This window comes from Glutamicibacter sp. BW77 (assembly GCF_002332285.1).
GTDB lineage: Bacteria > Actinomycetota > Actinomycetes > Actinomycetales > Micrococcaceae > Glutamicibacter > Glutamicibacter bergerei.
The window spans coordinates 141,979-166,540 of the sequence record NZ_NRGT01000047.1; the positions used below are offsets into that span (position 1 = coordinate 141,979).

Sequence of the window (24,562 nt, forward strand, 5' to 3'; positions counted from 1 at the left end):
CTAGTTCTTTGTTCCGCTCAGCTTCGACAGCAATGCAGTGGTGCGGTAGGGGATAACATCACGCAGAATCATTGAGGTTGAGGTGCGAGTGATCCCAGGGCATAAACGGATCTCTTCAGAGACCCGGTAAAGGTCATCTGGATCGGTAGCCGAGACGCGAATCAGCAGATCAGTTTCCCCGGCAGGAGCAACGCATTCCAAAACTTCTGGGATGCGACGCAATGCATCGATGGCCTCATTCAGACTCGACTGGTTCAACTCGGCGCTCACAAACGCACTGACTCCACGGCCCATAGAGCTTGGCAGGATACGGGCGGTATTCGGGCGCAAAGCACCGGAATGAGCCAGACGTTCCAGACGTGTCTGCACCGTTCCGCGTGCCAGGCCTAGCTGCTGAGCGAGCATCATGATCGGTACACGTGGATCATTATCTAAAGCCAACAGAATTCGGCGGTCGGTCTCATCGAGCTGATACGTTTCCGAATTCATGTGGAGATTCTCCTGTGCTGCCATGTTGGGTGGTCCGCGGCCTAGGTGCCTTCATAGGATTTTAGTCAAAATGACCAGCCATGCCCAACTGTGTTGCACGGTCTGACCGGTTTTGTTGCGTCTAACCCATTATGTGCCATGGCTTGGCTTGCGTCGAATCACAAAGCATTACTTATGAACAACTTGTCCGGTTTCATACCAAATGATCCTAAATCGCAGTAACCTTTCAGATATGAGGTTTTTGAGATTAGAGGATGTTGCCGAGGAATTGAACGTAAAGCTTCCCCAAGTTCGTGCGCTGGTGAAAAGCGGTGAGCTTCCTGCTATTCAAATTGGTGGCCGTGGCATGTGGCGGGTGGAGCGGGTAGAACTAGAGAACTACATTCAGCATCGTTACGCCCAAGCCCGTGAGGAAGTCACCGGAGATCTTGACTGATCTAAGGCGCCGGTGAGCAAGTAGAGAATCCGAAACTTATGTAGTTTTAGATTGAATGCCGATTTCGGCACTGCCAGCACCCGCACCAGGAGCGGAATTGTCACCGACCATTACCCAACGTCGTTGGGCCCTGTACACACTATTTTTCCTGCCCGGCTTGAGTATGGCCTCGTGGGTGACGCGCACCCCGGCCATTAGAGACCTGCTGGAAGCCACCCCGGCGAAGATGGGCCTCGTACTCTTCGGACTATCGGTCGGTTCCATGCTCGGCATCATCTTCTCCGGAAAACTTGTTGCACGGTTTGCCGCACGTCCGGTTATCCGCACCGGCTCTGCAGCGGTGATCGCCTCGATGCCGCTCATTGGAATTAGCGCCCACTTCCAACTTGAATGGTGCGTGGCCGCTGGGCTGTTTCTCTTCGGTGCCGGTATGGGAAGCGCAGAAGTTGGAATGAATGTGGAAGGCGCCGAGATTGAACGACTCACTAAGAAACCGTTCCTGGCGAGTCTTCACGGATTCTTCTCCCTTGGCACGGTCATTGGCGCCAGCGCAGGAATTATTTTCACTTCAATCGCTTTTCCAGTCCTCTGGCATTTGGTGTTCAGCGGGCTGCTTTCGCTAGCACTATTTCTGTACGTTATCCGTTACCTTCCGCAAGGCACAGGGAAAATTGACAGGTCATGCACGGAAGAGTCCGTATCGCCGAGCGCAGCCAAACTCTGGACGGACCCACGCTTGCTGTTGATCGGGTTTATCGTTTTGGCGATGGCGCTCGCCGAAGGGTCGGCCAATGACTGGCTGCCATTGGTGATGGTTGACGGGCACGGGTTTGATCCAGCCGCAGGGTCATTGATCTTCACCGGGTTCGCGCTGGCGATGACTATCGGGCGGTTCTGCGGTGGCTGGTTTATTGGGCGCTTTGGAGCAAGCAGAACCTTTGCGGTCAGTGCCTTCCTTGGAGCGCTGGGGCTTGCAGGCGTCATTTTCCTGAACAGCCCAGTCCTTGCCGGTGCCGCGGTCATCCTGTGGGGAATTGGTACTTCGTTGGCATTCCCTTTGGCGATTTCCGCCGCCGGAGCTTCTGGGGCGGATCCGGCGGGGCGCGTCGCGGTGGCCGCCACCATCGGATATATCGCTTTCTTAGTCGGTCCACCACTTCTGGGCTTTATAGGGAATGAATTTGGATTACGGCAGGCGCTGCACCTTCCCCTTGGATTTGTCATTGTGGCGATGTTCTTTTCATCGGCAGTTGCCGAAAGGAAAATCAAACTTGAACGGGTCTCCGATGGACCTGAACTCGAGAGTGATGCACGGCACTAAATTCAGTGCGCTTAGCAAAACGCAGGTTTTAGACGATGTCTCCCTGATTGTAGTGATCATATTGATCAATCATGAATGTGCCTGTTGCGCACACTGACTGGTTCCATGTTTACTGGTCTCAGTTGAAGTCATCGGGTTACCACCTTGCATGGCTTGCGCCGATCGCCGAAAAGATCATCATGTCTTGACGGTTGGTTTTGAGAGACGGGACAAAGATACCGTTCTTGGGCATCGAAGCATCTGATCAAGGGATCCGTAAGCGTTCGCTCCAGCTCTGGAGAAGCGCTTACGGATCCCTTTGATTTTGTTCCGAGGAGAAATTCTCAAAGCCGTAGATACGGTGGCGCGCTCAATGAAAGGTGAAACGGGTCCCGAGGTCCTAGGAACGTTAGCTCGGCTCTGACAGAATGAGCGCGTGGGAGCACACACGTTAAGTATGAGAAGCAGTCGTCAGTTCTGGAGCCCGTGGTGGGCACAGATCATTGCCGGGCTATTTATTGTCCTGCTCGCGGTTGGTCCGTGGTTGTGGTTATGGTTGGGGCAACGAGAGCAACCAATGCTGCCAACTTCAATGAGTGACGCGGCGGGGCTGATCATCATCTTCGCGAGCATCGCCTTGCTCGGTGGTTGGTTCACGCGAGTGATTGGCCGCCACGGTACAAGCTTCGCAATCCTGACCGATATTGGTGTGCTTCTCGCCCTGGTCGGGCTTGTTTTCCAATGGATCTGGGGCGACGCACCGGAAATTTTCCAAGGGAAAATCAGCGACGGACTCCAAACCCAGCTCTGGGCCTTAGGCACGGCGTTTGTGATCAGCCAGGTGCTGTATTTCTTGATTGCCAAATTGCGACTGAGTATCGTGGCGCTATTGGTAGCCGCGCTTGTTTTTAGTGTGGGCCAATGGCTGCAGATGGTGGCAACCTATACTCCCTTAGAGCCGGAGATCTATTCATCCTTAACCTACGCCGGGGCATTGGTGCTTGGTTTAGTATTGGGTTTCCTCGGATTTTTGCAGATCTGGCATTTGGTGGTTTGGGTTATCGCCCTAGCTATCCAATGGATCATGCCAGCGGTAATCTCCGCGGTCGTCACACTTCTGGAAAATCCGGTGGGTTCCGCCGGTGGTTCGTTGGCCAAATTTGGTGAGCTGACCCAAGGCTCCATCGGGCAAACCGACTGGCTCATACCGTCCTTGGTGACCCTTGCGGTAGCCATGTTGGTCAGTGTTATTCTCCTGATTGTCCGTAAGGCCAAACGACGCTCATATTAGTTCGTTGAAGCCCGAAGGCCATTGAGCGTGCAAGAACGGTAATCTCTGAGATACTCGGAAGTGACCGGGGTCTGGAAATCCGGCATCACCTGAAGTAAAGGAATGTTCGTGGTGGACAATAACGATACGAAGGAAGCAAGCAACCTCCTGGCGCAGGAACTTGGCGATTTGGAGCAGGCGAATCCGATAAAGCCTGGAGGGTATTCGGCTAAGCGCCTCAGCGCCGGCTCGGGAGCCACCTTGGTGCAGATCGCCTTCGACGCAGATGTTGAGCTCGCCGAGCATAAAGCCGGCACGCCAATTATTGTGCAAGTACTTGATGGGGAAGTGGATTTCAGCGTGGGTGAAGAAACCCATCACCTCAACTACGGCGGGATTATTCGGCTCGAAGCCGGAGTCGTGCACGCCGTTTATGCCGAGAAACCCGCCAGAATACTCATTACCTTCATCAACATCTAGAAACGAATCGTCAGCTCAGTGTCGTTTTGAAGATTTCCGCGCCGAGTTCTTGAACAGGCAAAGGCGTCGAAGCGGCAAGCACCGCCACATGCGTGGCTGGCACCGGGAGCCAGCGAAGGCTGTACCCGGCAAGGTGCCTTGAGCTGGCCCACCTGTTGCGGCGGGCCGCCTTTAACACCGAAGGCGAGAGTACCCGCACCGTTGAAGGTTCGCTTCGTAATCCGGCGCCATCCGCCTTGAGCAGTGCTTCTTTGGCGGTCCACGCCAAAAGCCTTGTGTCATCTGGGTCTTTGTCTCGGTGCACCAGTTTGAGTTCGGCAGGCGTTAGCGCGATCTGGTCAAAGCCGGGAAAGACCCCCCGCGGGCTCAGCGCGGTGCCCCGTTCAATATCGGTGCCAAGGCGCAAGTCTTTAGGGCCCACGGCAGCAATGACTAGTTCTCTAGTTCTGGACAACGAGATTGAGTGATGTGGCGTTGTTGGCTTGCCATGGTCGCTGGAATTGCAGGAGATGCAATGCCGCGAAATGTCCACGTCTGATGATTGATCAAGCTCTCCGTATGTGACGTAGGAGAGCAGCAGTCGCAACAGCGTTCGAGAAGCGGTAAATGCTTCGCGGTCTTCCTGATGAGTGAAGCCTTCAGCCCGGCCGGCTTCGCTGCCTAGGATTTTTGCGGGTCCGCCAAGTTTTTCGGCCGCCAACTGCACTTGTCCAGGCGAGGCCACCGCGTAGAAAATCTGCGAGTCAGAGTGGGCGAAGTTCATGTAGTCCAGACTACGTCCTAGAATTCCAGGTACTAAAAATGAGGTCTGCCAAGTTTCCTTGAATTTGTCCCCGGAAGTTGGATCCGCTTGCCGAGTCGGTAAGCGTTGCCAGCGCGGTCCACGACACCATTTAATCGCAGGGATATCAGGATCCGGAATGCGGTAGATCCCGAAAACTCGGCGCGGTGAGCTAATTCGCTGACCCCAACGCCAGTGGAGGCTTCCTCGCCGAAAACGCGCAGTAGGACCACTGCCTTGTCTACCGCGGTGCGTGCGTCACGCGATTTTGGACCTTAAGAAGTCATTGTTCTCCTACAAGGTTCGTACACCGAAGCGGCTGATTGCTATGAACTCCCTAGGGCGCCCCTAACCGTCGCACTGACCATAGGTGAAGCGGCGCCGGAAGTAACTACTTTGCTGCCAGTGTTTCGGTGTTTCGAGCCAGAATCGACACTTCGGCACCGACGTTCACAAACTTGGGGCCCTCCGCCAAATATTTCTGAGCCATCTGATCCGCGAAAGCATTCACGCCAATCAAGTCGCCGGCCTGCTTGTAAGCCTTGCCGCTCGCAAGCACTGCATCGACCACTCGCGGATGATCATGCTGGAATAGTGGTATCGGCATTCAAAACCGGTGCCTGACCGTCCGTGCGCCAAATGGTGAGGTTGGAGAGAACTCTGGAACGCTGCATGTCGAGAGCGCCGCATCTAGAATGGACTGGTGAGTGAGCATACTGAAAGACAACCAGACGAATTAGTGCAGCCCATCATCTTGCGGATCGATAAGGAAGACCCGTCCACCGAGGACGAGGGAATTTCGGCGGTAGCCCGCGCGGCGGTGATCGCTTACCTGCAGGACCCACAAAACGACGAATGGCAGGTCTGGGCCAGCCAAGCGTTCGCAAAATCCGTGCGCCGGGCTAATCCGAAGATGTTCGCCAAAGTGCTAGAACTCTTCCCCGAGCAAATGATTAGCGAAGTTGGTAAAGCGCAGGCCGTGGGGCTGCCACCCTTGCCCGCGGCTGATCTACCCAAGCTGATCGCTAAGCTTCAGGTTTCCGGAACTGAGCTCCCGAAAAGTGACGAAGTGCTGGTAGCGCACGTGAATATTGTGCTCAATAAATCCTTGGAGATGTCCACGGGCAAAGCCGCAGCGCAAGCTGCTCATGCCCTTTTTGCCTGGCTGACCGAAGCACAGCCAGAACTCATTGAAAACTGGTTGAAATCGCATGCCCCGGTGGGGATCAAACAACTACCGCGCGCCGAGTTCGACAAGCTGCGCGCGAAGGCTTCAGGCCCAGTGATTCAAGACGCTGGACGCACCGAAATTGAACCTGGGTCCACCACGGCATTCGTGCACTGTACCGACTCATAAAATGTTGAAGAAGTACGTTTACACCTAGCTGACCATTTTTGTGTCATGATTCTTTTTGGCGGTAGCAGAACAAGCACCACAGCCTAGGGCTGTTCATTTTGGTGAGCCATCAAGAAATGGCGTAAAGGCCTAGTCGCGAGAGTGAATAAAGATATGCGCGTTAACCGTGTCCTGAGTCTTGGACTTGCAGTTATTTTGACTCTCGGACTTGGCACACCGGCGGTGGCGGCCCCACAACCTGCTCAAGGAACCGCACTGGTAAGTTCCGCGGCGAAAGCTAAGATTACCAAGAAGACCAACTCAAAATTGACGATGCGCAAGACGCCGTCAACTAAGGCTGCCTCAGTGTTGGTGATTCCCAAGAACACCACACTCAGCGTTTCGCGAAGTAGCTCCGGTTGGGACCAAGTCAGTTACAAGAGCAAAACCGGGTGGGTCCCGGCTAAACAATTGACACCAGTCAAGGCTCAGACGAAGCCGACGCCAAAGACCGTGGTCTATCGCTACCTAAAATCGTTCCAGTCGTTACGGCAGAAGCCCGCGGCAGCGTCTACCTCGCTAACCGGGGTCATCCGTAAAACTAAGGTTCAACGTCTTGGCTCTTCCGGATCATGGACGCGCATCAAGGTTGGTCGAAGCATCGGATTTGTTCCCACAAATCAGCTATCCTCGGCGATGCCGGCGGCTGTCTACAAATACTCGAAATCCAAGCAGCCGCTTTTCCAGAAGAACTCGAGCAAATCGAAGAAATTGGCAAATGTCGCTTCTGGCGCCAAGGTTGAATGGTTCCGCACTTCTGGTAGCTGGGCACATGTCTCGGTGTCGGGGACAAAGGGTTGGATCTCGGCTGCACAGCTCAGTAATACGAAGCCTGTAAACGCCAAGATCATCGGATCTCGCTGGCTCATCGCGGACACGGTGCTTCGCGAGGGCAACTGGAACAAGACTAAATCTTTGGGCACAGTTCGAGCCGGAGAAAAACTGGGTCTGTTTCTCACCAAGGGTTCGTGGAGCAAGGTGCGAACAACTCGCGGCACCGGATGGGTCCCGACAGCAAATCTGACAAGCAGAGCATTCAAAGCAATCCCCGCCACCCCACGGTGGGTCGTGAAGAATACAACCCTGCGTTCCGGAGCTTCTAGCACCACGGGCAAAAAGGCCTCGGTGTCCGCACGCGAAAAAGTGACTTTGTACGGCACCTCAAATGGGTGGTCCCGCGTCAAAACATCGAAGGGCCTCGGCTGGATTTCTTCGAAGGATCTCTCGGCGAACAAACCCGTGAACGACGTGTTGAAAGGCAACCGGTGGGCCATAAGCTCGGTAGCGGTCCGAGCCTCCACCTCGTCGAAAGCGAAATCTTTAGGGACGATTCGTCCCGGTAGCAAAGTAGGGTTCTATCGCAGCAGTGGCTCTTGGTCAAAGATCAAAACTGGACAGGTTATCGGCTGGGTGCCGAGCACTACACTGATCGACAAGACCTACTTGCCACTGAATAACGTTAAACGCTGGGCAACTACAAACGTGAACTTACGCGAAGGCAGTTCGACGTCGTTCAGGTCCCTCGGTGTTGTTCCTAAGAACCAGCAAGTAACCGCACACGGAACAGCTAACGGGTGGACTCGCGTCACCACTACGCAAGGTGTCGGGTGGGTCAGCTCTACCTACGTGACGTCCAATCAACCTCAAGCACCGGTTCCCGATAAGCAGCAGGTATTTCGTTGGACTACGGCGAACGTGAATCTACGAGCAGGCGGTGGTGTTGAGCACCGAAGCCTAGGTGTAGTGCCAATGGGCGAGAAGGTCACCTTCCTCAAGATGAGCAACGGCTGGTCCCAGATCAAATCTTCTCAAGGCACCGGATGGGTCAGCGCCAAATATCTCGCGACTAAAGCGCCAGTGAGTCTGCAACCCGATGCGCAACGCGTTCTCAAGGCAATAGATCATCGTTTCGGTGACACCGTGAGCAATATCCACACCATCAGGAGCGGTTCGGTGGGGCACAGCGCAGGTAAGGCCGTTGACTTGATGATCCGAGACTACAAGAACAAAACTCGTATTGCTCAGGGCGACAAGATAGCCCAGTTCTTGCTCGATAACCGGGAACAGCTCGGGGTGTATTACCTCATCTGGCAAGACCAAATATGGTTGCCCGGCTCAGGTTGGAACGAATATTCCGCCTCGGGTAAATACGGTACCCAGTTCACCAATAATTGGAATGACACCACCAAGCATATGGATCATATTCATGTTGAGGTCAATGGTGATTCTGGTTCTGATGGGAGGCTAAATTAGAGCGAATTGGTGCGCCGGCCCGGACTGGGCAAGTAGCTGCGTGAACAGTAGTTGTCACAACACCTCGGATGACGCACTCCGGTAAAATTAACCCTTTGCGCGCCCGCCGTGGTGTCCGGAATAACCGTGGTGCCAGTCGTGCACTGGGATTAACGCCCTAGTTGATCATCAGGACCAATCGTGGGGAGCAGTTGTATCAAAACCTTGCCTTCCGCGATTTTGCTCGCGGCGAGCTCGATAGTATCTAACGGTATTTTCGCGACCAGAGACCAACAGTCCGAAATCTCGGACTAAGTTGGCTCAATGTACTGGTTAGCTAGCCGCGGATCTGGTCAGCTGGTGACATGGGGAATAATGCGTCACATCTGGGAATTCAGGTAGATCGGCCGGCCGCAGAATGGGGTGGCCGCCTAGACGGAGAAGGGGCCGAGCATCTTCGCTGGCACCAGCATGTAAATTCCGATCGGTTCGCTCCTTCCGAGGAGCATTCCACTTCGCGGCCGGTAGCACTGCTTGGTTTTGCTTCGGACGCGGGAGTTTTGAGAAACCAAGGACGAACAGGCGCGGCTAGTGGCCCGCAGGCGTTGAGAACAGCCTTAAGCTCATTAGCAATCCATCAGCCACGTGCCGTGCATGATGCGGGCGACATCGTGGTGCTCGGTGACGAACTCGAATCGGGCCAGGTTCGACTGGCCCAGGCGGTGTCGGGGTTGCTGAACGCCGGCACGATGCCGGTAGTGCTTGGCGGAGGGCACGAGACCGCTTACGGATCGTTTAGCGGACTCTTTGATCATTTTCGAGAACACCCCGATACGCGCATTGGAATCTTGAACTTGGACGCTCATTTTGACCTGCGTAGCGCACCGCGTCGGAGCAGTGGCACGCCGTTCAAAGATATCGCCAATGACATGCAAGCGGCGGGACGCGATTTTAGATACGCAGTCATTGGGATCAGCGAACCAAATAACACCCGGGTGTTATTTGACCAGGCTCATGCTCTCGGGGTCCGGTACCTAGTCGATGAGCAATGCGGCGCGGGGAACCTGGAAGCGGTCATTGAGTTTGTTCGTGAGTTCTTGGGTTCTGTTGACCAGCTGTACCTGACCATTGACCTTGATGTTTTGCCAGCGGCAACGGCCCCAGGGGTCAGCGCGCCGGCGGCTTACGGCGTGCCCTTAGAAGTAATTCATGCGGTGTGCCGTTATGTTGCGGACAGCGGGAAGCTTGGACTTGTTGACGTGGTGGAACTGAATCCAAGCTTTGACATCGATGCGCGTACCGCGCGTACCGCTGCCAGGCTAATCAATACGTTGATCGGCGTTTAGGAGGCGCACTTATTTCGCGCTGATTGTGACATCAACTTTGAATGTTTGACCCCTCAAACATTATGCTGTGTGAAAGCGGATTTCTCGCGGGCAGTCAAAGTGAAATGGTGTGAGCAACGGTGCAAGCAGCAAAAGGTCCACGGACCAGAACAACGCATCGTCGCGTTCTGGCGCTGGCTTGCGCAGTAGCACTGATCCTCAGCGGTTGCAGCGCTTCGCGCCAACCTGAGACGGTGGCACCTCAGGACGAACGTCCGGTGGTGCTGACAACCTTCACGGTGCTGGCCGATATTGCACAAAACGTGGCAGGGGAACACCTGCGTGTGGAGTCGGTGACTAAACGCGGGGCGGAAATTCATGGTTATGAACCAACCCCGGAAGATTTGCGAAGGGCCTCCCATGCGGATCTCATCCTTGATAACGGGATGAATCTGGAAGCATGGTTTGAACAATTTGTGCACGATAACCCGGCGCCGCATGTCACCGTCAGTGACCGAGTCAAGCCCATCAGCATCACCGGGGGTGCCGGTGACGGAAAACCCAACCCGCACGCTTGGATGAGCCCGCTGAACGTCCAAACTTATGTCGATACGATGGCCAAGGCGTTCAGCGAGCTAGATCCAGAGCATGCCGATGATTTCAGGGGAAATGCCGCCACTTATAAGCGTAAATTGCAGGCGGTTCAGGACTCACTGGTGGCTGACCTAGCAAAAGTACCCGAAAACCAGCGGGTGCTGGTTTCCTGCGAAGGAGCCTTCAGTTATCTGGCCAGGGATGTTGGCTTGCGTGAGAAATACCTTTGGGCAGTGAACGCAGAGTCAATGGCCACCCCGCGTAAGGTTGCCGCAGCCATTGACTACGTGCGAGAACATCAGGTTCCTGCGGTCTTCTGCGAATCGACTGTTTCGGATGCAGCCATGCAACGAGTCGTCGAATCCACCGATGCGTACTACGGCGGAACACTCTACGTTGATTCCCTGTCCGAACCGGACGGGCCGGTGCCAACCTACCTGGACCTGATCACCCACGACGCTCAAACTATTACCCGCGCCTTAAGAGGAGAAATGCCATGACGCTCGCCATCGATGTCGCCAATGCGACAGTTCACTATGGCTCGTTGCTCGCCCTGGATAAGGCATCGATTCAACTGGAGCGTGGATCTGTTTGCGGACTGGTTGGAATGAACGGATCCGGAAAATCGACACTCTTCAAAACCATTATGGGGCTGGTTAAACCCGACACCGGCAGCGTATTAGTCAACGGCACTAATCCACTGCAGGCGCGTAAATCAGGGGCTATCGGTTACGTTCCACAAAACGAGGCCGTGGACTGGGACTTCCCGATTTCGGTGCGCGAAGTAGTGATGACCGGACGCTACGGGCATATGGGATTCACCAGACGCCCGCGGAAGGCGGACCATGAGGCGGTAGAGCAAGCACTAGCCCGAGTTGAACTCACCGAACAGGCTTCACGACAGATCGGTCAGCTCTCCGGCGGGCAAAAGAAACGCGCCTTTGTAGCTCGCTGTATCGCCCAAGAAGCGAACATCATGTTGCTCGATGAGCCATTCGCCGGGGTAGACAAGAGAAGCGAAGCAACAATTACCAAGCTCCTGCGGGAAGTAGCGGACCAGGGCGGAAGCGTATTGATTTCGACGCATGATCTTCATGCGCTGCCAAATTTAGCGGATCAAGCAATACTTTTGATGCGCAAGGTACTGATGCAAGGAGATCCACAGTTGGTTCTGCAACCAGAGAACCTAGCCATGGCCTCCGGGCTGGATCCTATGAACCGAGGCGAAGACGCATGAACCTCTTCGAATTATTGGCCGAGCCACTGGGTTATACCTTTATGGTGCGCGCGCTCGCCGTCACCGTAATCGCTGCGATACTGTGTGCGGTGCTCTCCTGCTGGCTTGTGCTCATCGGCTGGTCGCTGATGGGTGATGCGGTGTCCCATGCGGTATTGCCCGGGGTGGTGCTCGCATATATTGTCGGCGCACCATTTGCCTTGGGCGCCCTAGTTTTTGGTTTCTTGGCGGTTGCATTGATTGGGGGAGTACGCGATACCTCTAGGCTGAAAGAGGATGCGGCTATTGGAATCGTGTTTACCACCTTATTTTCCTTTGGGCTGGTGCTGATCTCAGTGACCCCAAGTCACTTAGATTTGAACCACATTATCTTTGGAAATCTGCTCGGGGTGTCCGCTGCGGACCTGTGGCAGGTCATCATCCTAGGCGCGGTGACCTTCCTGATTCTGATCCTCAAACGCAAAGATTTCACGCTCTACGCTTTTGACTCAACCCACGCTCACGCACTGGGCATGAACCCGCGAATGATCGGGGCGGTCCTTTTAGGGTTGCTTGCCATGACTTCGGTGGTGGCGTTGCAGGCGGTGGGTGTCATCTTGGTGGTAGCGATGCTGATCATTCCGGGTGCGAGCGCTTATCTGCTGACAAACAGCTTCGGCAAGATGCTGGTGATTTCTCCGGCCTTGGCGGCACTGGCTGGAATTATCGGCGTGTACGTCAGCTACTATCTGGATGCTTCTACCGGAGGTATGGTGGTGCTTTCGCAAGGGGCGATCTTTGTACTGATCTACCTGTTTAGCCCACGCCAAGGGTTAGTTGCGCATCGGTTCGCGGTGCGCAGACGACGCAAGAACTTGCAGCACGCAGGATAAGTCGAGCTACTCGCGCAGCTTGTGAGCGTGCCGACGTAAACTTGTTTTCCGCATGCTCCTACGAGCTAGCGATGCAAACCGCGCTGAGCGCCGACAGAGTTTTGAGACTGCTGCAGAACGCACAGGGAAAGCTTCCAAACGCATGGTGTTGATGATTTCGACCTTATTGATCGAGTCGTAAGTTCGTACCCCAAACATTGTTCACTCCCTACCGATGTGCGCTTATTCTCCTCGGATTAGTCGGTGGAGTCTAGGGGCGAAACCCAGACCGCTTCGGTGGCTCGCGCGCCTAGACGGATCACCGTCGGCTCGCCATTCGCGGTGACCTCTAAGGTGTCGGAAAATGGTTCACCTGTCGCGATGTTTAATTGCGCGCCGACGATAATGCCGTTTTCCGAAAAGTACTGAAGTAGTTCCGAATCCGCATCGGAGATTCGCTCGACCCTGACCTTTTGCCCCGGCTTTGCCTGGGCAAGCAAGGTCGCAGCGGGAAATGAAATCGCACCTTCTGCGGTGGGGATAGGATCTCCATGCGGGTCCCGGGTTGGATAACCGAGTAACTCGTCGATTCGTTGAACCATGAAGTCGGACACCGCATGCTCAAGCTGTTCGGCCTCTTCGTGCACCTGATCCCAGCGGTATCCGAGCATCTGGACGAGAAAAGTCTCGATCAGCCGGTGCCGGCGCACCATGGTGACCGCATACTCGCGGCCCAAAGCGGTCAGCGAAACCGCGCCATAGGGAGCGTGGTTCAGCAATCCTTGTTGGCGCAGTTTAGACATGGCCCCGGAGACGGTGGAAAGTTTGACCCCGGCCTTTTCTGCGATCACGGTAGGGGACACCGCCTCATCAGACCATTCGTTGAGACTAAAAATGATCTTGAGGTAGTTCTGCGCGCTATCTGAAAGTTGAGTTACCGACACATCACTAATCATAGTCAACTGTGCTGTGCACGCCGAAGGCTTGAACTGCGCATCGCGAATAAATCTGAGTTATTCGGTGACCTAGTCTGGTTTGGCTAAAAAATCACAAGTCATTGACTCGTTTTTCCCAGGTCTCACGAAGCCCTGGCGTCGAGTCACGGGCGCCGTCTTGACTTGAAAAACTTGTTAGGGAAGACTGTGTAAACGATTCCATGGAATCGTTTACATGAGTAAGCAAGGGAGCTTATTGGCCATGAACGCCGTCACCATCAAGGACGTTGCCAGCGCAGCAGGAGTATCTGTTGCCACCGCTTCGCGCGTCCTTTCAGGTCACCCGGCGACCTCGCCAGATTCCCGCGCCAAGGTTGAAAGTGCCGCGAAAGAATTGGGCTTCATGCCCAACGCGCAGGCCCGCTCACTGCGCTCCACCAAAACAGATTCCATCGCACTGTTGATCTCTGACGTGCGTAACCCCTACTTCTCAGACCTGGCCCATGCGGTGGAACAGCATGCGCGCGCCGCCGGACTGATGACCTTCATTGGTAATGCCAACGAAGATGCCGCACAACAAGATGATTTTTTGGCCACCATGCTTTCACGCCGTGTGGACGGACTGGTCATTGTGCCGCAGGGGTTGAATGAAGAATCAAACCAGCCCAGCGAAATGATGAATCGCGTGCTTTCCAGCGGCATTCCCACTATCTTCGTTGACCGGGCACTGCCTAGCGTTCAGGTTCCAGCCATCACCGCCAACAGCGCCCAAGCGTTGGATGAAGCGGTAGCCACACTACAATCCCTGGGCCACCAAAACATTGCCTTTGTTGGCGGACCAAAGCACGCCTCCACCGCCCTTGAACGGTATAGCGCCTTCGAAACCGCACTGGCGAACAACGGGCTGCATGCCGATGAAGCATTGCACTTTGTCGGTGACTTCCAGCCTGCCTCCGGCGCGCTGGCAGCTAAATGGCTTCTGGAAAACCCAGCAAAACCTAGCGCCATAATCGTTGCGGATGCACCGATGGCCATTGGAGCGCTTCGCGTCTGGCGCGAACTGGGGGTAAGAGTTGGCTCTGACCTGTCGGTGATTACCTTCGACGAGGTCGATGCGATGCTCATCCATGATCCGCCAATTGCCACTATCGGTCATGACCTGAGCCAGATGGGAAAAATGGCGGTTCAAGCCCTGCGTGAAGTGATGGCCGGTCAGAAACCGGAACCCGAAGAACTAATTAGCAAATTTACGCTGCGCCCCTCGGTGGCGTCAGCCAAAGCAACACAAGTGATGGAAGGAAAGGTGCGCCCATGAGCAACGACGCTCTACTGGTCCTTGACCGGGTCTGCAAGTCGTTCGGCCCCGTCCAGGTAATCGATGAGGTTACCGTCGAGGTCCACGCCGGTAAGGTGTCGGTGCTGCTCGGCGAAAATGGTGCAGGCAAATCCACCTTGATCAAGATGATCGCCGGAGTGCACAGCGCCGATTCCGGACGCATTTTGATGGACGGCAAGGAAGTGCAGATCCCAGATACTAAGGCTTCCGAAGCCCTGGGCATCGCCACCATCCACCAGGAACTAAACCTCGTTCCCTCGATGACTATCGCTGAAAACATCACCTTAGGCCGTGTACCGCGTCGCTTTGGCATTATCAACCGCCGAGAGATGCGCCGCATTGCCCGCGAAGCACTGGACCAGCTGGGCTTGAATCTTGATGTCAACACCCCAGTAGGTGACCTAGGGCTAGCCCAGCAACAGTTAGTGGAGATCGCCAAGGCACTGTCCTTGGACGCCCGCGTACTCATCCTTGATGAACCAACTGCCGCCTTGACCAACGCCGAGATTGCAGGTCTCTTCGAGGTCGTCAACCAGCTCAAGACCAAGGGCGTGGGCATGGTCTTCATCAGCCACCACCTCGATGAAATTGCTGCCATTGGCGACTTCGTCAACGTGCTGCGTGATGGAAAGTTCATTGCCACCGTCCCGGCAGACACCCCCGAGAACGAATTGGTGCGCCTGATGGTGGGCCGTGACATCGACGCGCAGTTCCCGCGCCAAGCTTCCGTTCCCGGCGAGCAGAACCTGCTGAGCGTGGAAAATCTCAGCGTCGGAGCGCTGCAGGATATTTCGCTCTCGGTTCGTCCTGGCGAGGTCGTGGCACTGGCCGGATTGATGGGTGCTGGGCGTACCGAACTGATCCGTGCGATCGCCGGAGCGGATAAATACACTTCGGGCACCGTGAAGGTTGCCGGCAAAAAACTGCCGCGCAATGACGTTGCTGCGGCCACCCGTGCAGGTTTGGGACATGTGCCTGAAGACCGCAAAACCCAGGGACTGGTCCTTGATGCCTCGGTTGCCGAGAACATCGGCTACGCCACCATGGCATCCACTGCCAAAGCCGGACTGGTAGACCGCAAGGGCCAGCGCGAGCGCGCCGAAAAGGTCGCCGCGCGTCTGCGCATCCGCATGGGGAACATCGACCAGCCGATCCGTTCGCTCTCCGGAGGCAACCAGCAGAAGGCAGTCTTCGGACGCTGGTTCTCCGCCGGGGCCAAAGTGCTCTTGCTCGATGAACCGACCCGCGGCGTAGACGTCGGGGCCAAGGTAGAAATCTACGAATTGATCAATGAGATCACCGCCGCCGGAGGCTGCGTACTGATGGCCTCCAGCGAACTGCCCGAAGTGCTGGGTATGTCCGACCGCGTCCTGGTGATGAGCCAGGGCCGGATCGCCGGAGAACTAGCCACCAATGAAGCCACTCAAGACAGCATCATGGCCCTGGCCGTGAGCAATGTGCACCGCGAAGATGAAATGGAAAAGAAGTAATGAGCAGCGTAGCCACTACACCCAAGAAGGGCTTTGACTTCAAGGCATTCCTTGCAAACAACGGTGCCCTCGTCGGCCTGGTTGTTCTCTGCCTTGCCATGTTCATCGCAACCCCGCGCTTTCTGACCGGGCCGAACCTGATGAATATCGGCATCCAGGTCTCCACCATCGCGGTGATGGCCTTCGGCATGACCTTCGTGATCGTCGCCGCCGGTATCGACCTTTCGGTCGGTTCCATTGCTGCGATCTCCGCGATGACCTCTTCCTACTGGGTCACCACCGCGGGGCTGCCCGACGTACTGTCGATCGTGGTTGGCCTGGCCATCGGCGGGCTGTGCGGCTGGGTCACCGGTGCCATGAGCGCCTACGGCAAACTGCCCACCTTCATTGCCTCGCTGGCAATGCTCACCATTGTGCGCGGACTGACCCTGGTCATCTCCGACGGACGGCCCATCGCCACCGGCGATTCGGTGTCCTGGCTGGGCGGGGACCTGGGCTTCATGCCGGTGCCCATCCTGATTCTGATTGTCTCCGGGCTCATCGCAGCGTTCGTGCTGAACCGCACCATCATCGGCAAGAATGCCTTCGCCGTAGGCGGCAACACCGAAGCGGCACGTCTTTCGGGTATTCCGGTCAAGCGCGTACTGGTGACCGTGTTTGTTATTTCCGGTATCTTCGCCGCACTGTCCGGCATGATCCTTGCGGGCCGTCTGGATTCGGCACAGCCAACCTTGGCCAGCGGTTACGAGCTGGACGCCATTGCGGCGGTTGTTATCGGCGGCGCTTCGCTTTCTGGCGGTGTGGGTCGTATTTCCGGAACGCTCATCGGTGCGCTGGTCCTTGCGGTGATCCGCAACGGCCTGAACCTGCTCTCGGTCAGCGCCTTCTGGCAGCAGGTAGTTATCGGCTTGGTTATCGCGATCGCCGTGGGCTTCGACGTGCTGCGTCGCAAGAACGTGCGCCACTAAAAGTTTTTGTATCACCGTTTCTGACACCATTTAGTTCAAGGGAGAACCCAATGAAAAACATCGTTCGTAAGAGCACCGCACTGACCCTCGGTCTAGCACTGGTCTTTGGCGCCAGCGCCTGTGGCCGTGGCGAGGCAGCTGCCGAGGGTGCCAAGGCCACCTTGGCAGTGTCCACGCTGAACAACCCATTCTTCGTTGACCTGCGTGACGGCGCACAGGCAGAAGCCGCCGAACTGGGCATCGACCTGTCCGTTGTTGACGCGCAGAACGACTCGGCCAGCCAGGCTAACCAGCTGGCAACCGCCGCCACCGATGGCACCGAAGGCGTCATCATCAACGCAGTAGATACCGAAACCGCCGAAGCTGGCCTGGCTCCCATCGTTTCGGCTGAACTGCCAATCGTCGCAGTTGACCGTTCGGTAGGCGACACCAAGGTCGCTTCATTTGTTGCTTCGGACAACGTTGCTGGTGGCGAGCAGGCAGCCAAGGCACTAGCAGAGTCGCTGGGCGGCAAGGGCAAGATCATCATCCTTGAGGGTGTACCTGGTGCTTCGGCAACCAACGAGCGTGGCGAAGGCTTCACCAAGGGCCTGAAAGAATTCGGCGACATCAAGGTGGTCTCCAGCCAGACCGCTAACTTCGACCGTGCCGAGGCACTGGACGTAGTGACCAACCTGATGCAGTCCAACCCAGACGCCACCGGCGTACTGGCTATGAATGACGAAATGGCTCTGGGCGCTATCCAGGCACTGGGCGCCAAGGCTGGCAAGGACGTCAAGGTTGTAGGCTTCGACGGTACCGAAGATGGCTTCAAGGCAGTAGAGGCCGGCACCTTGGTCGCCACCATCGCGCAGAACCCGGCCGAGCTAGGCAAGCAGTCGGTTCAGATCTTGGCTAAGGCCATGAAGGATGAAGCCGTTGAGGAAGTAGTCCAGGTTGCCGTTGACACCGTCAATACCGACAATGTCGCTGACTACGTCACCAAGTAAGTACCTGTAGTACCTCATTTCGCCGGGCGAGAGCTCAACTGAGCTATATCAAGCTAAGGAATAATCATGACGGACAACATCCAAGTCACTATCGTTGGTTCGAGCAATGTGGACATCACCGCGTTGATGAACCGCCTGCCTGGCCCGGGTGAAACCGTGTTGGCCGATTCCTACCAGCTTTCGCCCGGCGGCAAAGGGGCAAATCAGGCCCTGGCCGCGCAATTAGCAGGAGCCCGCACCGAATTTATCGGTGCAGTAGGCGAAGATTCGCACGCGAAGATCGCGCTAGGCCAGCTTGAAGAAGCAGGCGTGAAGCTGGATCGCGTCTCAACTTCGCGCCAACCTACCGGCGTAGCGATCATCCAGGTGGATTCCGGCGCGGAAAACTCCATCGCCGTGGTGTCCGGGGCTAACTCCACGGTCACCGCTGAGGTAGTCAACGCCGCCGGTACACTGCACGGCATTGTGGTGCTGCAAGGTGAAATCCCTGCCTCGGGCATCAAGACCGCCATGGATCTGGCCACCGATAAGGTGGTGCTCAACCTGGCACCGGTGATCGAACTGGACCGCGATTACCTGCTCAAAGCCAACCCGCTGGTGGTCAACGAACACGAAGCGGCGCTCATCTTGCAACAGCTCGATGGCAGCGAAACTATGTCGACCGAAGCCGAGCCGGTGATTGCCGAGAAGCTCATGGCCCATGGTCTAGCCTCGTTGGTGATCACCTTGGGTGCCAACGGCTGTTTGGTGGTTGAACAGGGCACTGAAATGCAGCAGCTTTCAGCGGTGAAGGTCAAGGCATTGGACACCACCGGTGCAGGCGACGCATTTACCGGTGCGGTCGCAGCCCGGCTGGCTCACGGTGACACTCTGGCACAAGCAGCAGATTTCGCTGGAAAGTTCGCGGCGCTGACCGTACAGGCACATGGCGCTCAAGCGTCCTACCCGCGTTCACTAGATGCACTCTAAGACAGAACTTTTCAAGCAAGACCTAAGGAAGCATTCGTGCTGAAATCCGAAATTCTCAACGCCCCACTACTTGGCGCATTGGCCAAGCTGGGGCACACCGACACGGTGGTTATCGCCGATTGCGGTTTACCACTTCCTGCAGGTCCCACAGTCATCGATTTAGCACTGGTTCAAGGACTGCTCAGTTTTGAGCAGGTACTGGATGTACTCAGCCGCAATTTGGTGATCGAGGCCAGCACGCTGGCTAGCGAAGCCAAAGAGGGGACGGTCCTGCAGCTATGTGCGTCCTACGGACTTGAGCCACAATTCATCACCCATGAACAGCTCAAAGCCGAATTGCCCAACGCGAAGGTTATCGTGCGCACCGGGGAGTCAACTCCCTTCGCCAACGTGATCCTGCACTGCGGGGTAGCTTTCTAAGACCAAGCCCAAGCCGGTATCGACAGTGCGTCGGTGCCGGCTTTTTGCTTGCCAGAAGGAGCATTTGGGAAGGTAACACCGTGCGCGAAGGGCTGCAACGATGATCATTCTCAGAACATGAGCAGCACACTTCAGTCCTGCCCATGATCCTGGGATGGGCAACCAGTTCAAGGCCGCTGGCTCTTAGAATGGTGAATATGGAACAAGACGAGCGCGGAGCCCAGGACAGGGAACTGTTTTCACGTATCGCGCCCGAGGCGGGACTATTGCTCGGTGCCGGGCGTGCCATTCTATTACAGCTTGCGCACCCGCAGATTGGCTTGGCTATTGCCAACCATTCGGACTTTGCCATGAATCCGCTCAGTCGTCTGGTTCATACGCTCGGCTACATTTATGCCTTGAGCAATGGCACCGAAGAACAACAACGAACCATTGTTGACTACGTCGACTCCGCCCACGCATCGGTACGAGGCAGTCGAGATGTGGAGCAAGGAGCCCCGGCTTACTCGGCACTGGACCCTAAGTTGCAGTTATGGGTTGCGGCGACGCTTTATGACTCCGCACGGATGATTGCCGGGCAAGTTCTTCCCAATGCTGGGCCACAGGACGAGGAAGATCTCTATCGGCAGTACGCCCGGCTAGGGGATGCGTTACAGATGCCGGAGCATTTCTGGCCGGAGAATCTGCGCGCCTTTGACAACTACTTCGACCGCACGCTGGAGAACCTTGTCGTGAGCGAGCAGATTCGTGCGCTGGCTGAGGAACTCTTTGCTGGAACTAACGCCCCATGGTGGATCCGTGCGGGATTGCCGCTCATGCGTGAAGTGACCATAGCTCAGCTCCCACCGAAGGTGCGCGAAGAATTCGGATACGTAGTTACCGAAAAGGTGCGCAAGCGTAACCGGCGAACTGTCTCGTTCGTTCGCGTAGCTACCCGCGTCCTGCCCAAGTTTCTCAGACAGGCGCCGATGAGATTGATGCTGCGCCATGTTGACCGGATGAGTTAGTCGTCAGCAGTCTGCTGCTCTCGATCCTTCGCATGGTTAGGAATCAGGATTCGTGGCAACGCCAGCAACAAGAATAGTGTCACCACGATTAACGGACCACCAATCCAAGCACTCGTTTGCCAACCAAAAAGCACCTGTAGGACGAACCAAACACAGCCCGAGACCAGCAGTCCCACACCTAGTCCTACAATCTTCAACACGATATGACCCAAGGCCACTGTTTGCTCTTTGAGGCGTTGTCCAAAGAAATAACGGTGCACGGCTACCGGAGTAATCAGTAACAAGATGAGTAGGGTCGCAGCCACCAGCAAGATGATGTAGACAATCTCGTCGTTGTGGCTGAGCATTTCAAATCGCGCTTGAAAAGGCAGTACCACCAGGAATGCAGCGAGAATCTGCACACCGGTCTGCATCACACGCATTTCTTGCAGTAGCTCGTTCCATTGCCGGTGTGGGGCACCGTCACTGGTATCGGGGTGGGAACGCTTGTTGATCATGGTTCTCCTCGACTATCTCCGCTGCCGGAGTCAACGGTTCTGGAACACTAACTATGCCAATGTCCCTGACGACTGCCAAGAGCATCACGAATCTCTATCCAAAATGTCGGTGGCTCTGTATATCTTGAGACATCCCAAGAGGAAGTAGCTAGGCGAAATTTATGAACATGAATCTGGAACCACATATCAAACCCGATGTTTGGACTATGCCGGACAAGGGATTGTCGTGGTGTGATTGCGGCAAGGACCATCCGCTGACCTTAGACATCGTGACGGGATTTGCCGAAGAACTCGGGATCAAGGCACAAGACTCAATCTCGCATCACGAACTTGTAGAACTGACCATGGAAGTGTGGAACTACGAATCGGTGTGCCGGTTTTTCCATTTGGTGCTGAATGAATCCGCACAGCGCGTTCACGAGTCGGTAGCTGACAGCTACCCGCTGGGCATCGGACTGGACATCGTTGGATACTTTTCTAAAACATGGCAAGGCTGCCCGGACGAAGATTGCTGGGATGAGGACTGAGCGGACTTGTGCCATCAATTATGCGTTGCCGAAACCATGGGAATACCTGAGCGGCGTCGTTGAAATTGAGCCGCAGCGCCCACGGCGCGTACTGTGGGAAAGATGGAGAGCATTGCACCGCACTTGAACACGGCAAAGCACGACGGATTTATTCACGTACGTGGGGCGAACGAAAACAATCTAGACAATGTTGAGGTGCGCATCCCGCGCGATGCCATTGTTGCTTTCACCGGGGTCTCGGGTTCAGGCAAGTCTTCGCTCGCTTTCGGCACCATCTTTGCCGAATCCCAGAGGCGTTTTCTCGAATCGGTCGCACCCTATGCACGACGTCTGATCGCTCAGGGGCACAGCCCAAAGGTTGAGTTTATTTCCGGGCTTCCGCCTGCCGTGGCCTTACAGCAACGCCGAGGTTCCGCTAGTTCACGCTCCAGCGTGGGTACATTAACCACGCTATCTAACTCGGTGCGAATGTTGTTCTCTCGCGCCGGAACCTATCCCGACGGGGCCAGCAGACTTGAATCGGACTCATTCTCCCGGAACACGGCGGTAGGTGCTTGCCCCGAATGCCACGGTGTTGGCACAGTGCATTCGGTCAGCGAACGTTCGCTAGTTCCTGACCCGACCTTGAGCATCCGCGAGGGCGCGATTGCCGCATGGCCAGGAGCCTGGCAAGGCAAAAATCTACGTGACATCACTACGCATCTTGGCTACGACATCGATGTGCCATTTGAGAACCTCAGCAAGAAAACTCGCGATTGGTTACTGTTCACCGAGGAACAGCCGGTGGTTGAGGTGACACCCGAGCGGGACCGCGTAGCCAAGCCCTACAAGGGGCGTTTTTGGAGTGCCGAACGCTACGTGCGCCATACCGTGGCCACCTCCAAGAGCGAAAACCTGCGAACCAAAGCATTGGCCTTTATGATTTCACAGGACTGCGTTCAGTGCAGCGGAACGGGATTTCGCAATGACTCATTAAAGGTACTTTTTGCGGGTTTGAACATTGCCGAGTTCAACTCACGTTCATTGCAATCCTTAGCCCAGTTGTTGCGCCCCTTTGCCATAGACTCCGAAGGCCAAGCGCAAGCCGATGTCATCAGCACAATTAGCACCGACCTTTCGGCCAGAATTCAGGTGCTTCTGGAACTTGGCCTAGGTTATCTGAGCCTTGACCGCAACACCCCAACGCTATCGCCGGGGGAGATGCAAAGACTTCGCATCGCCACGCAACTACGCGCCGGCCTGTTCGGTGTAATTTACGTGCTCGACGAACCCTCTGCCGGGCTGCATCCGGCAGACGTGCAACCACTGATCGAGGTGCTTGATGCGCTAAAGGCCGAAGGGAACACCGTCTTTGTTGTGGAACACAATATGGATGTGGTGACCCGTGCCGAATGGATTGTGGATGTGGGTCCCGGCGCAGGTAGTGGGGGAGGACAGGTACTTTATAGTGGAGAAGTCTCCGGCCTTGCGCAGGTAGAAAGCTCGGTGACGCGTCAGTTCCTGACCCCTAAACCTGCCCCAACGCGGAAACTACGAACCGCCAGTGATTGGGTGGAACTGCATGGAGTCAAGCTACATAACCTGAAAAATGTGGATGCGAAGTTCCCCTTGGGAGTCTTTAGCTCGGTGACAGGAGTTTCTGGGTCTGGAAAATCGAGTCTTGTTTCGGTTGCACTGGCCCAAGCCGCAGGTGGGAAATCGCTGGGGGAGGCCGAGGAATCCGAAGACTCGATGGTGCGAGCGGTAATTAGCCAAGTGCATGGTGCCGACCAGATTAACCGTGTGGTGCTGATGGACCAGAAACCTATCGGACGTACGCCGCGCTCAAATGTGGCCACCTATACCGGACTCTTCGACGCGGTTCGAAAGACCTTTGCAGAGCAACCCTTAGCTCACAAGCGTGGCTACGGTGCCGGACGCTTCTCCTTCAACGTAACCGGCGGACGCTGCGAGAATTGTTTGGGCGAAGGATTCCTGGAAATTGAACTACTTTTCTTGCCCGGAACCTACGGCCCTTGTCCGCGGTGCCACGGTACTCGTTACAACGAACAGACCTTGGAAGTGGAGTATCAAGGAAAGAACATTGCTGAAATTCTTGAATTGAGCGTGACTCAAGCAGAAGAATTCTTAGCTGATATACCTGCTGCGGCCCGGGCACTAGCGACCCTGCGTGAGGTTGGGTTGGGATATCTGAAACTTGGACAGCCAGCTACAGAGATGTCCGGTGGCGAGGCGCAGCGCATCAAACTGGCTACCGAGTTACAACGCCAACGACGTGGCCACACGCTGTATCTGCTCGACGAGCCAACCACCGGACTGCACCCAGCAGATGTTCAACTATTGGTCGCTCAGCTACACCAACTCGTAGATCAAGGAAATACGGTGATAGTGGTGGAACATCATATGGATGTGGTGGCAGCCAGCGACTGGGTCATCGATTTGGGTCCAGCCGGCGGAGATGGCGGTGGACAAATTGTCGCTACGGGAACCCCACAGCAGGTCGCACAGAATCCGGCCAGCCGAACCGCGGAATTTCTTGCGCGTCGACTGGCCGGAGAACAATAATAATTAGCTATTGCGAAGCTGTGCAAAGGGCGGGGTGTGAACTCCCGCAGCGACAGCCTCGGCGGGATCATCACCGAGATGGATCATTCTATTCTCGTCATCAACATGGACCACGCTTGGCACGTACGCGCGGGCTTCAGCGTCTTGCATCTGCGCGTAGCTGATGATGATCACCAAGTCTCCGGGGTGCACTAGGTGTGCGGCTGCGCCGTTGATTCCGATGACACCGCTGCCAGGCTCACCGGCAATAGTGTAGGTTTCCAACCGTGCACCATTGGTAACGTCCACGATGCTGACTAGCTCACCAGGCAAAATATCCGAGGCTGCCAACAGATCAGAATCGATCGTGATGGAGCCGACGTAGTGCAAGTCAGCCTGGGTGACGGTTGCGCGGTGGATTTTGGACTTAAACATGGTGCGTTGCATGGAACGAGTTCCCAATCTTCAAGAAGGTTTGCCGTGCCAGCA

25 protein-coding genes and 1 pseudogene are annotated in these 24,562 nt (G+C 55.8%); 19 read left to right on the top strand and 7 right to left on the bottom strand.

Annotated elements, in window-relative coordinates; translation table 11 throughout:
* A complete protein-coding gene (locus tag CIK74_RS06130) occupies positions 1–489 on the bottom strand; it encodes an Lrp/AsnC family transcriptional regulator (RefSeq protein WP_096254888.1) in 489 nt (162 codons plus the stop codon).
* Positions 490–721: 232 nt separating this feature from the next.
* Here CIK74_RS06130 and CIK74_RS06135 point away from each other — a divergent pair, with 232 nt between their 5' ends.
* The 4 genes from CIK74_RS06135 (at position 722) to CIK74_RS06150 (ending at position 3,975) form a co-directional block, all read left to right on the top strand.
* Positions 722–925 (top strand): helix-turn-helix domain-containing protein, encoded by a 204-nt coding sequence (locus CIK74_RS06135; protein WP_229676933.1) that lies wholly within the window; start codon positions 722–724, stop codon positions 923–925.
* A 97-nt stretch (positions 926–1,022) separates the two neighbouring features.
* A complete protein-coding gene (locus CIK74_RS06140) occupies positions 1,023–2,246 on the top strand; it encodes an MFS transporter (protein ID WP_096254938.1) in 1,224 nt (407 codons plus the stop codon).
* Between the two features lie 436 nt (positions 2,247–2,682).
* Positions 2,683–3,516, top strand: a complete 834-nt coding sequence (locus CIK74_RS06145) for a hypothetical protein (RefSeq protein WP_096254890.1) — start codon at positions 2,683–2,685, stop codon at positions 3,514–3,516.
* Between the two features lie 111 nt (positions 3,517–3,627).
* Positions 3,628–3,975 (top strand): cupin domain-containing protein, encoded by a 348-nt coding sequence (locus CIK74_RS06150; RefSeq protein WP_170947766.1) that lies wholly within the window; start codon positions 3,628–3,630, stop codon positions 3,973–3,975.
* Between the two features lie 10 nt (positions 3,976–3,985).
* Here the strand turns inward: CIK74_RS06150 and CIK74_RS06155 are convergent, their stop codons facing one another.
* The 3 genes and pseudogenes from CIK74_RS06155 to CIK74_RS06165 all read right to left on the bottom strand — a co-directional run bounded on the left by CIK74_RS06155 (position 3,986) and on the right by CIK74_RS06165 (position 5,363).
* The gene (locus tag CIK74_RS06155; protein WP_096254892.1) at positions 3,986–4,738 is read right to left on the bottom strand and encodes a 4'-phosphopantetheinyl transferase family protein; all 753 of its coding nucleotides are present in this window, start codon (positions 4,736–4,738) and stop codon (positions 3,986–3,988) included.
* Between the two features lie 32 nt (positions 4,739–4,770).
* Positions 4,771–4,992, bottom strand: a pseudogene (locus tag CIK74_RS06160) (helix-turn-helix domain-containing protein); the annotation flags it as partial.
* A gap of 155 nt (positions 4,993–5,147) precedes the next feature.
* A complete protein-coding gene (locus tag CIK74_RS06165) occupies positions 5,148–5,363 on the bottom strand; it encodes a hypothetical protein (protein ID WP_141392887.1) in 216 nt (71 codons plus the stop codon).
* A 96-nt stretch (positions 5,364–5,459) separates the two neighbouring features.
* Here CIK74_RS06165 and CIK74_RS06170 point away from each other — a divergent pair, with 96 nt between their 5' ends.
* The 6 genes from CIK74_RS06170 to CIK74_RS06195 all read left to right on the top strand — a co-directional run bounded on the left by CIK74_RS06170 (position 5,460) and on the right by CIK74_RS06195 (position 12,412).
* Positions 5,460–6,113: a peptidyl-tRNA hydrolase gene (locus CIK74_RS06170; RefSeq protein ID WP_141392888.1), complete on the top strand. Its 654-nt coding sequence runs from the start codon at positions 5,460–5,462 to the stop codon at positions 6,111–6,113.
* Between the two features lie 153 nt (positions 6,114–6,266).
* Entirely contained in the window at positions 6,267–8,405 is a 2,139-nt protein-coding gene (locus tag CIK74_RS06175; RefSeq protein ID WP_096254896.1) for an SH3 domain-containing protein, read from the top strand.
* A gap of 344 nt (positions 8,406–8,749) precedes the next feature.
* Complete coding sequence (gene hutG, locus CIK74_RS06180) at positions 8,750–9,730, top strand: formimidoylglutamase (protein WP_096254897.1); 981 nt, start codon at positions 8,750–8,752, stop codon at positions 9,728–9,730.
* A 191-nt stretch (positions 9,731–9,921) separates the two neighbouring features.
* A complete protein-coding gene (locus CIK74_RS06185; protein WP_275542534.1) occupies positions 9,922–10,803 on the top strand; it encodes a metal ABC transporter substrate-binding protein in 882 nt (293 codons plus the stop codon).
* Entirely contained in the window at positions 10,800–11,540 is a 741-nt protein-coding gene (locus CIK74_RS06190) for a metal ABC transporter ATP-binding protein (RefSeq protein ID WP_096254898.1), read from the top strand. Before CIK74_RS06185 ends, CIK74_RS06190 begins: the two co-directional genes overlap by 4 nt.
* A complete protein-coding gene (locus CIK74_RS06195; protein ID WP_096254899.1) occupies positions 11,537–12,412 on the top strand; it encodes a metal ABC transporter permease in 876 nt (291 codons plus the stop codon). The genes CIK74_RS06190 and CIK74_RS06195 overlap by 4 nt, the downstream gene beginning before the upstream one ends.
* Before the next feature lie 236 nt (positions 12,413–12,648).
* Here CIK74_RS06195 and CIK74_RS06200 read toward each other — a convergent pair whose 3' ends face one another.
* Positions 12,649–13,335, bottom strand: a complete 687-nt coding sequence (locus tag CIK74_RS06200) for a metal-dependent transcriptional regulator (protein WP_096254900.1) — start codon at positions 13,333–13,335, stop codon at positions 12,649–12,651.
* A 226-nt stretch (positions 13,336–13,561) separates the two neighbouring features.
* On the opposite strand from CIK74_RS06200, the gene CIK74_RS06205 reads away from it, so the two are divergent.
* The 7 genes from CIK74_RS06205 (at position 13,562) to CIK74_RS06235 (ending at position 20,505) form a co-directional block, all read left to right on the top strand.
* Positions 13,562–14,641 carry a LacI family DNA-binding transcriptional regulator gene (locus CIK74_RS06205; RefSeq protein ID WP_096254901.1) on the top strand — a complete coding sequence of 360 codons (1,080 nt, stop codon included), beginning with the start codon at positions 13,562–13,564 and terminating at the stop codon, positions 14,639–14,641.
* On the top strand, positions 14,638–16,152 hold the full coding sequence (locus CIK74_RS06210) for a sugar ABC transporter ATP-binding protein (RefSeq protein ID WP_096254902.1): 1,515 nt from the start codon (positions 14,638–14,640) through the stop codon (positions 16,150–16,152). Before CIK74_RS06205 ends, CIK74_RS06210 begins: the two co-directional genes overlap by 4 nt.
* A complete protein-coding gene (locus CIK74_RS06215; protein ID WP_096254903.1) occupies positions 16,152–17,120 on the top strand; it encodes an ABC transporter permease in 969 nt (322 codons plus the stop codon). The genes CIK74_RS06210 and CIK74_RS06215 overlap by 1 nt, the downstream gene beginning before the upstream one ends.
* Before the next feature lie 50 nt (positions 17,121–17,170).
* Positions 17,171–18,109, top strand: a complete 939-nt coding sequence (locus CIK74_RS06220) for a substrate-binding domain-containing protein (protein ID WP_096254904.1) — start codon at positions 17,171–17,173, stop codon at positions 18,107–18,109.
* A gap of 66 nt (positions 18,110–18,175) precedes the next feature.
* The gene (locus CIK74_RS06225) at positions 18,176–19,078 is read left to right on the top strand and encodes a ribokinase (protein ID WP_096254905.1); all 903 of its coding nucleotides are present in this window, start codon (positions 18,176–18,178) and stop codon (positions 19,076–19,078) included.
* A 36-nt stretch (positions 19,079–19,114) separates the two neighbouring features.
* Positions 19,115–19,498 (top strand): D-ribose pyranase, encoded by a 384-nt coding sequence (gene rbsD, locus CIK74_RS06230; RefSeq protein WP_096254906.1) that lies wholly within the window; start codon positions 19,115–19,117, stop codon positions 19,496–19,498.
* A 197-nt stretch (positions 19,499–19,695) separates the two neighbouring features.
* The gene (locus CIK74_RS06235) at positions 19,696–20,505 is read left to right on the top strand and encodes an oxygenase MpaB family protein (RefSeq protein ID WP_170947768.1); all 810 of its coding nucleotides are present in this window, start codon (positions 19,696–19,698) and stop codon (positions 20,503–20,505) included.
* On the opposite strand, the gene CIK74_RS06240 is transcribed toward CIK74_RS06235, so the two are convergent.
* A complete protein-coding gene (locus CIK74_RS06240) occupies positions 20,502–21,002 on the bottom strand; it encodes a DUF6328 family protein (RefSeq protein ID WP_096254908.1) in 501 nt (166 codons plus the stop codon). The two genes, CIK74_RS06235 and CIK74_RS06240, sit on opposite strands and share 4 nt — an antisense overlap.
* 161 nt (positions 21,003–21,163) lie before the next feature.
* Here CIK74_RS06240 and CIK74_RS06245 point away from each other — a divergent pair, with 161 nt between their 5' ends.
* Both CIK74_RS06245 and uvrA read left to right on the top strand, forming a co-directional pair.
* Complete coding sequence (locus CIK74_RS06245) at positions 21,164–21,529, top strand: hypothetical protein (RefSeq protein ID WP_096254909.1); 366 nt, start codon at positions 21,164–21,166, stop codon at positions 21,527–21,529.
* Between the two features lie 102 nt (positions 21,530–21,631).
* Positions 21,632–24,094: an excinuclease ABC subunit UvrA gene (gene uvrA / locus CIK74_RS06250; RefSeq protein WP_096254910.1), complete on the top strand. Its 2,463-nt coding sequence runs from the start codon at positions 21,632–21,634 to the stop codon at positions 24,092–24,094.
* A 3-nt stretch (positions 24,095–24,097) separates the two neighbouring features.
* On the opposite strand, the gene panD is transcribed toward uvrA, so the two are convergent.
* On the bottom strand, positions 24,098–24,520 hold the full coding sequence (gene panD, locus CIK74_RS06255; protein WP_096254911.1) for an aspartate 1-decarboxylase: 423 nt from the start codon (positions 24,518–24,520) through the stop codon (positions 24,098–24,100).
* Positions 24,521–24,562 lie beyond the last annotated feature (42 nt).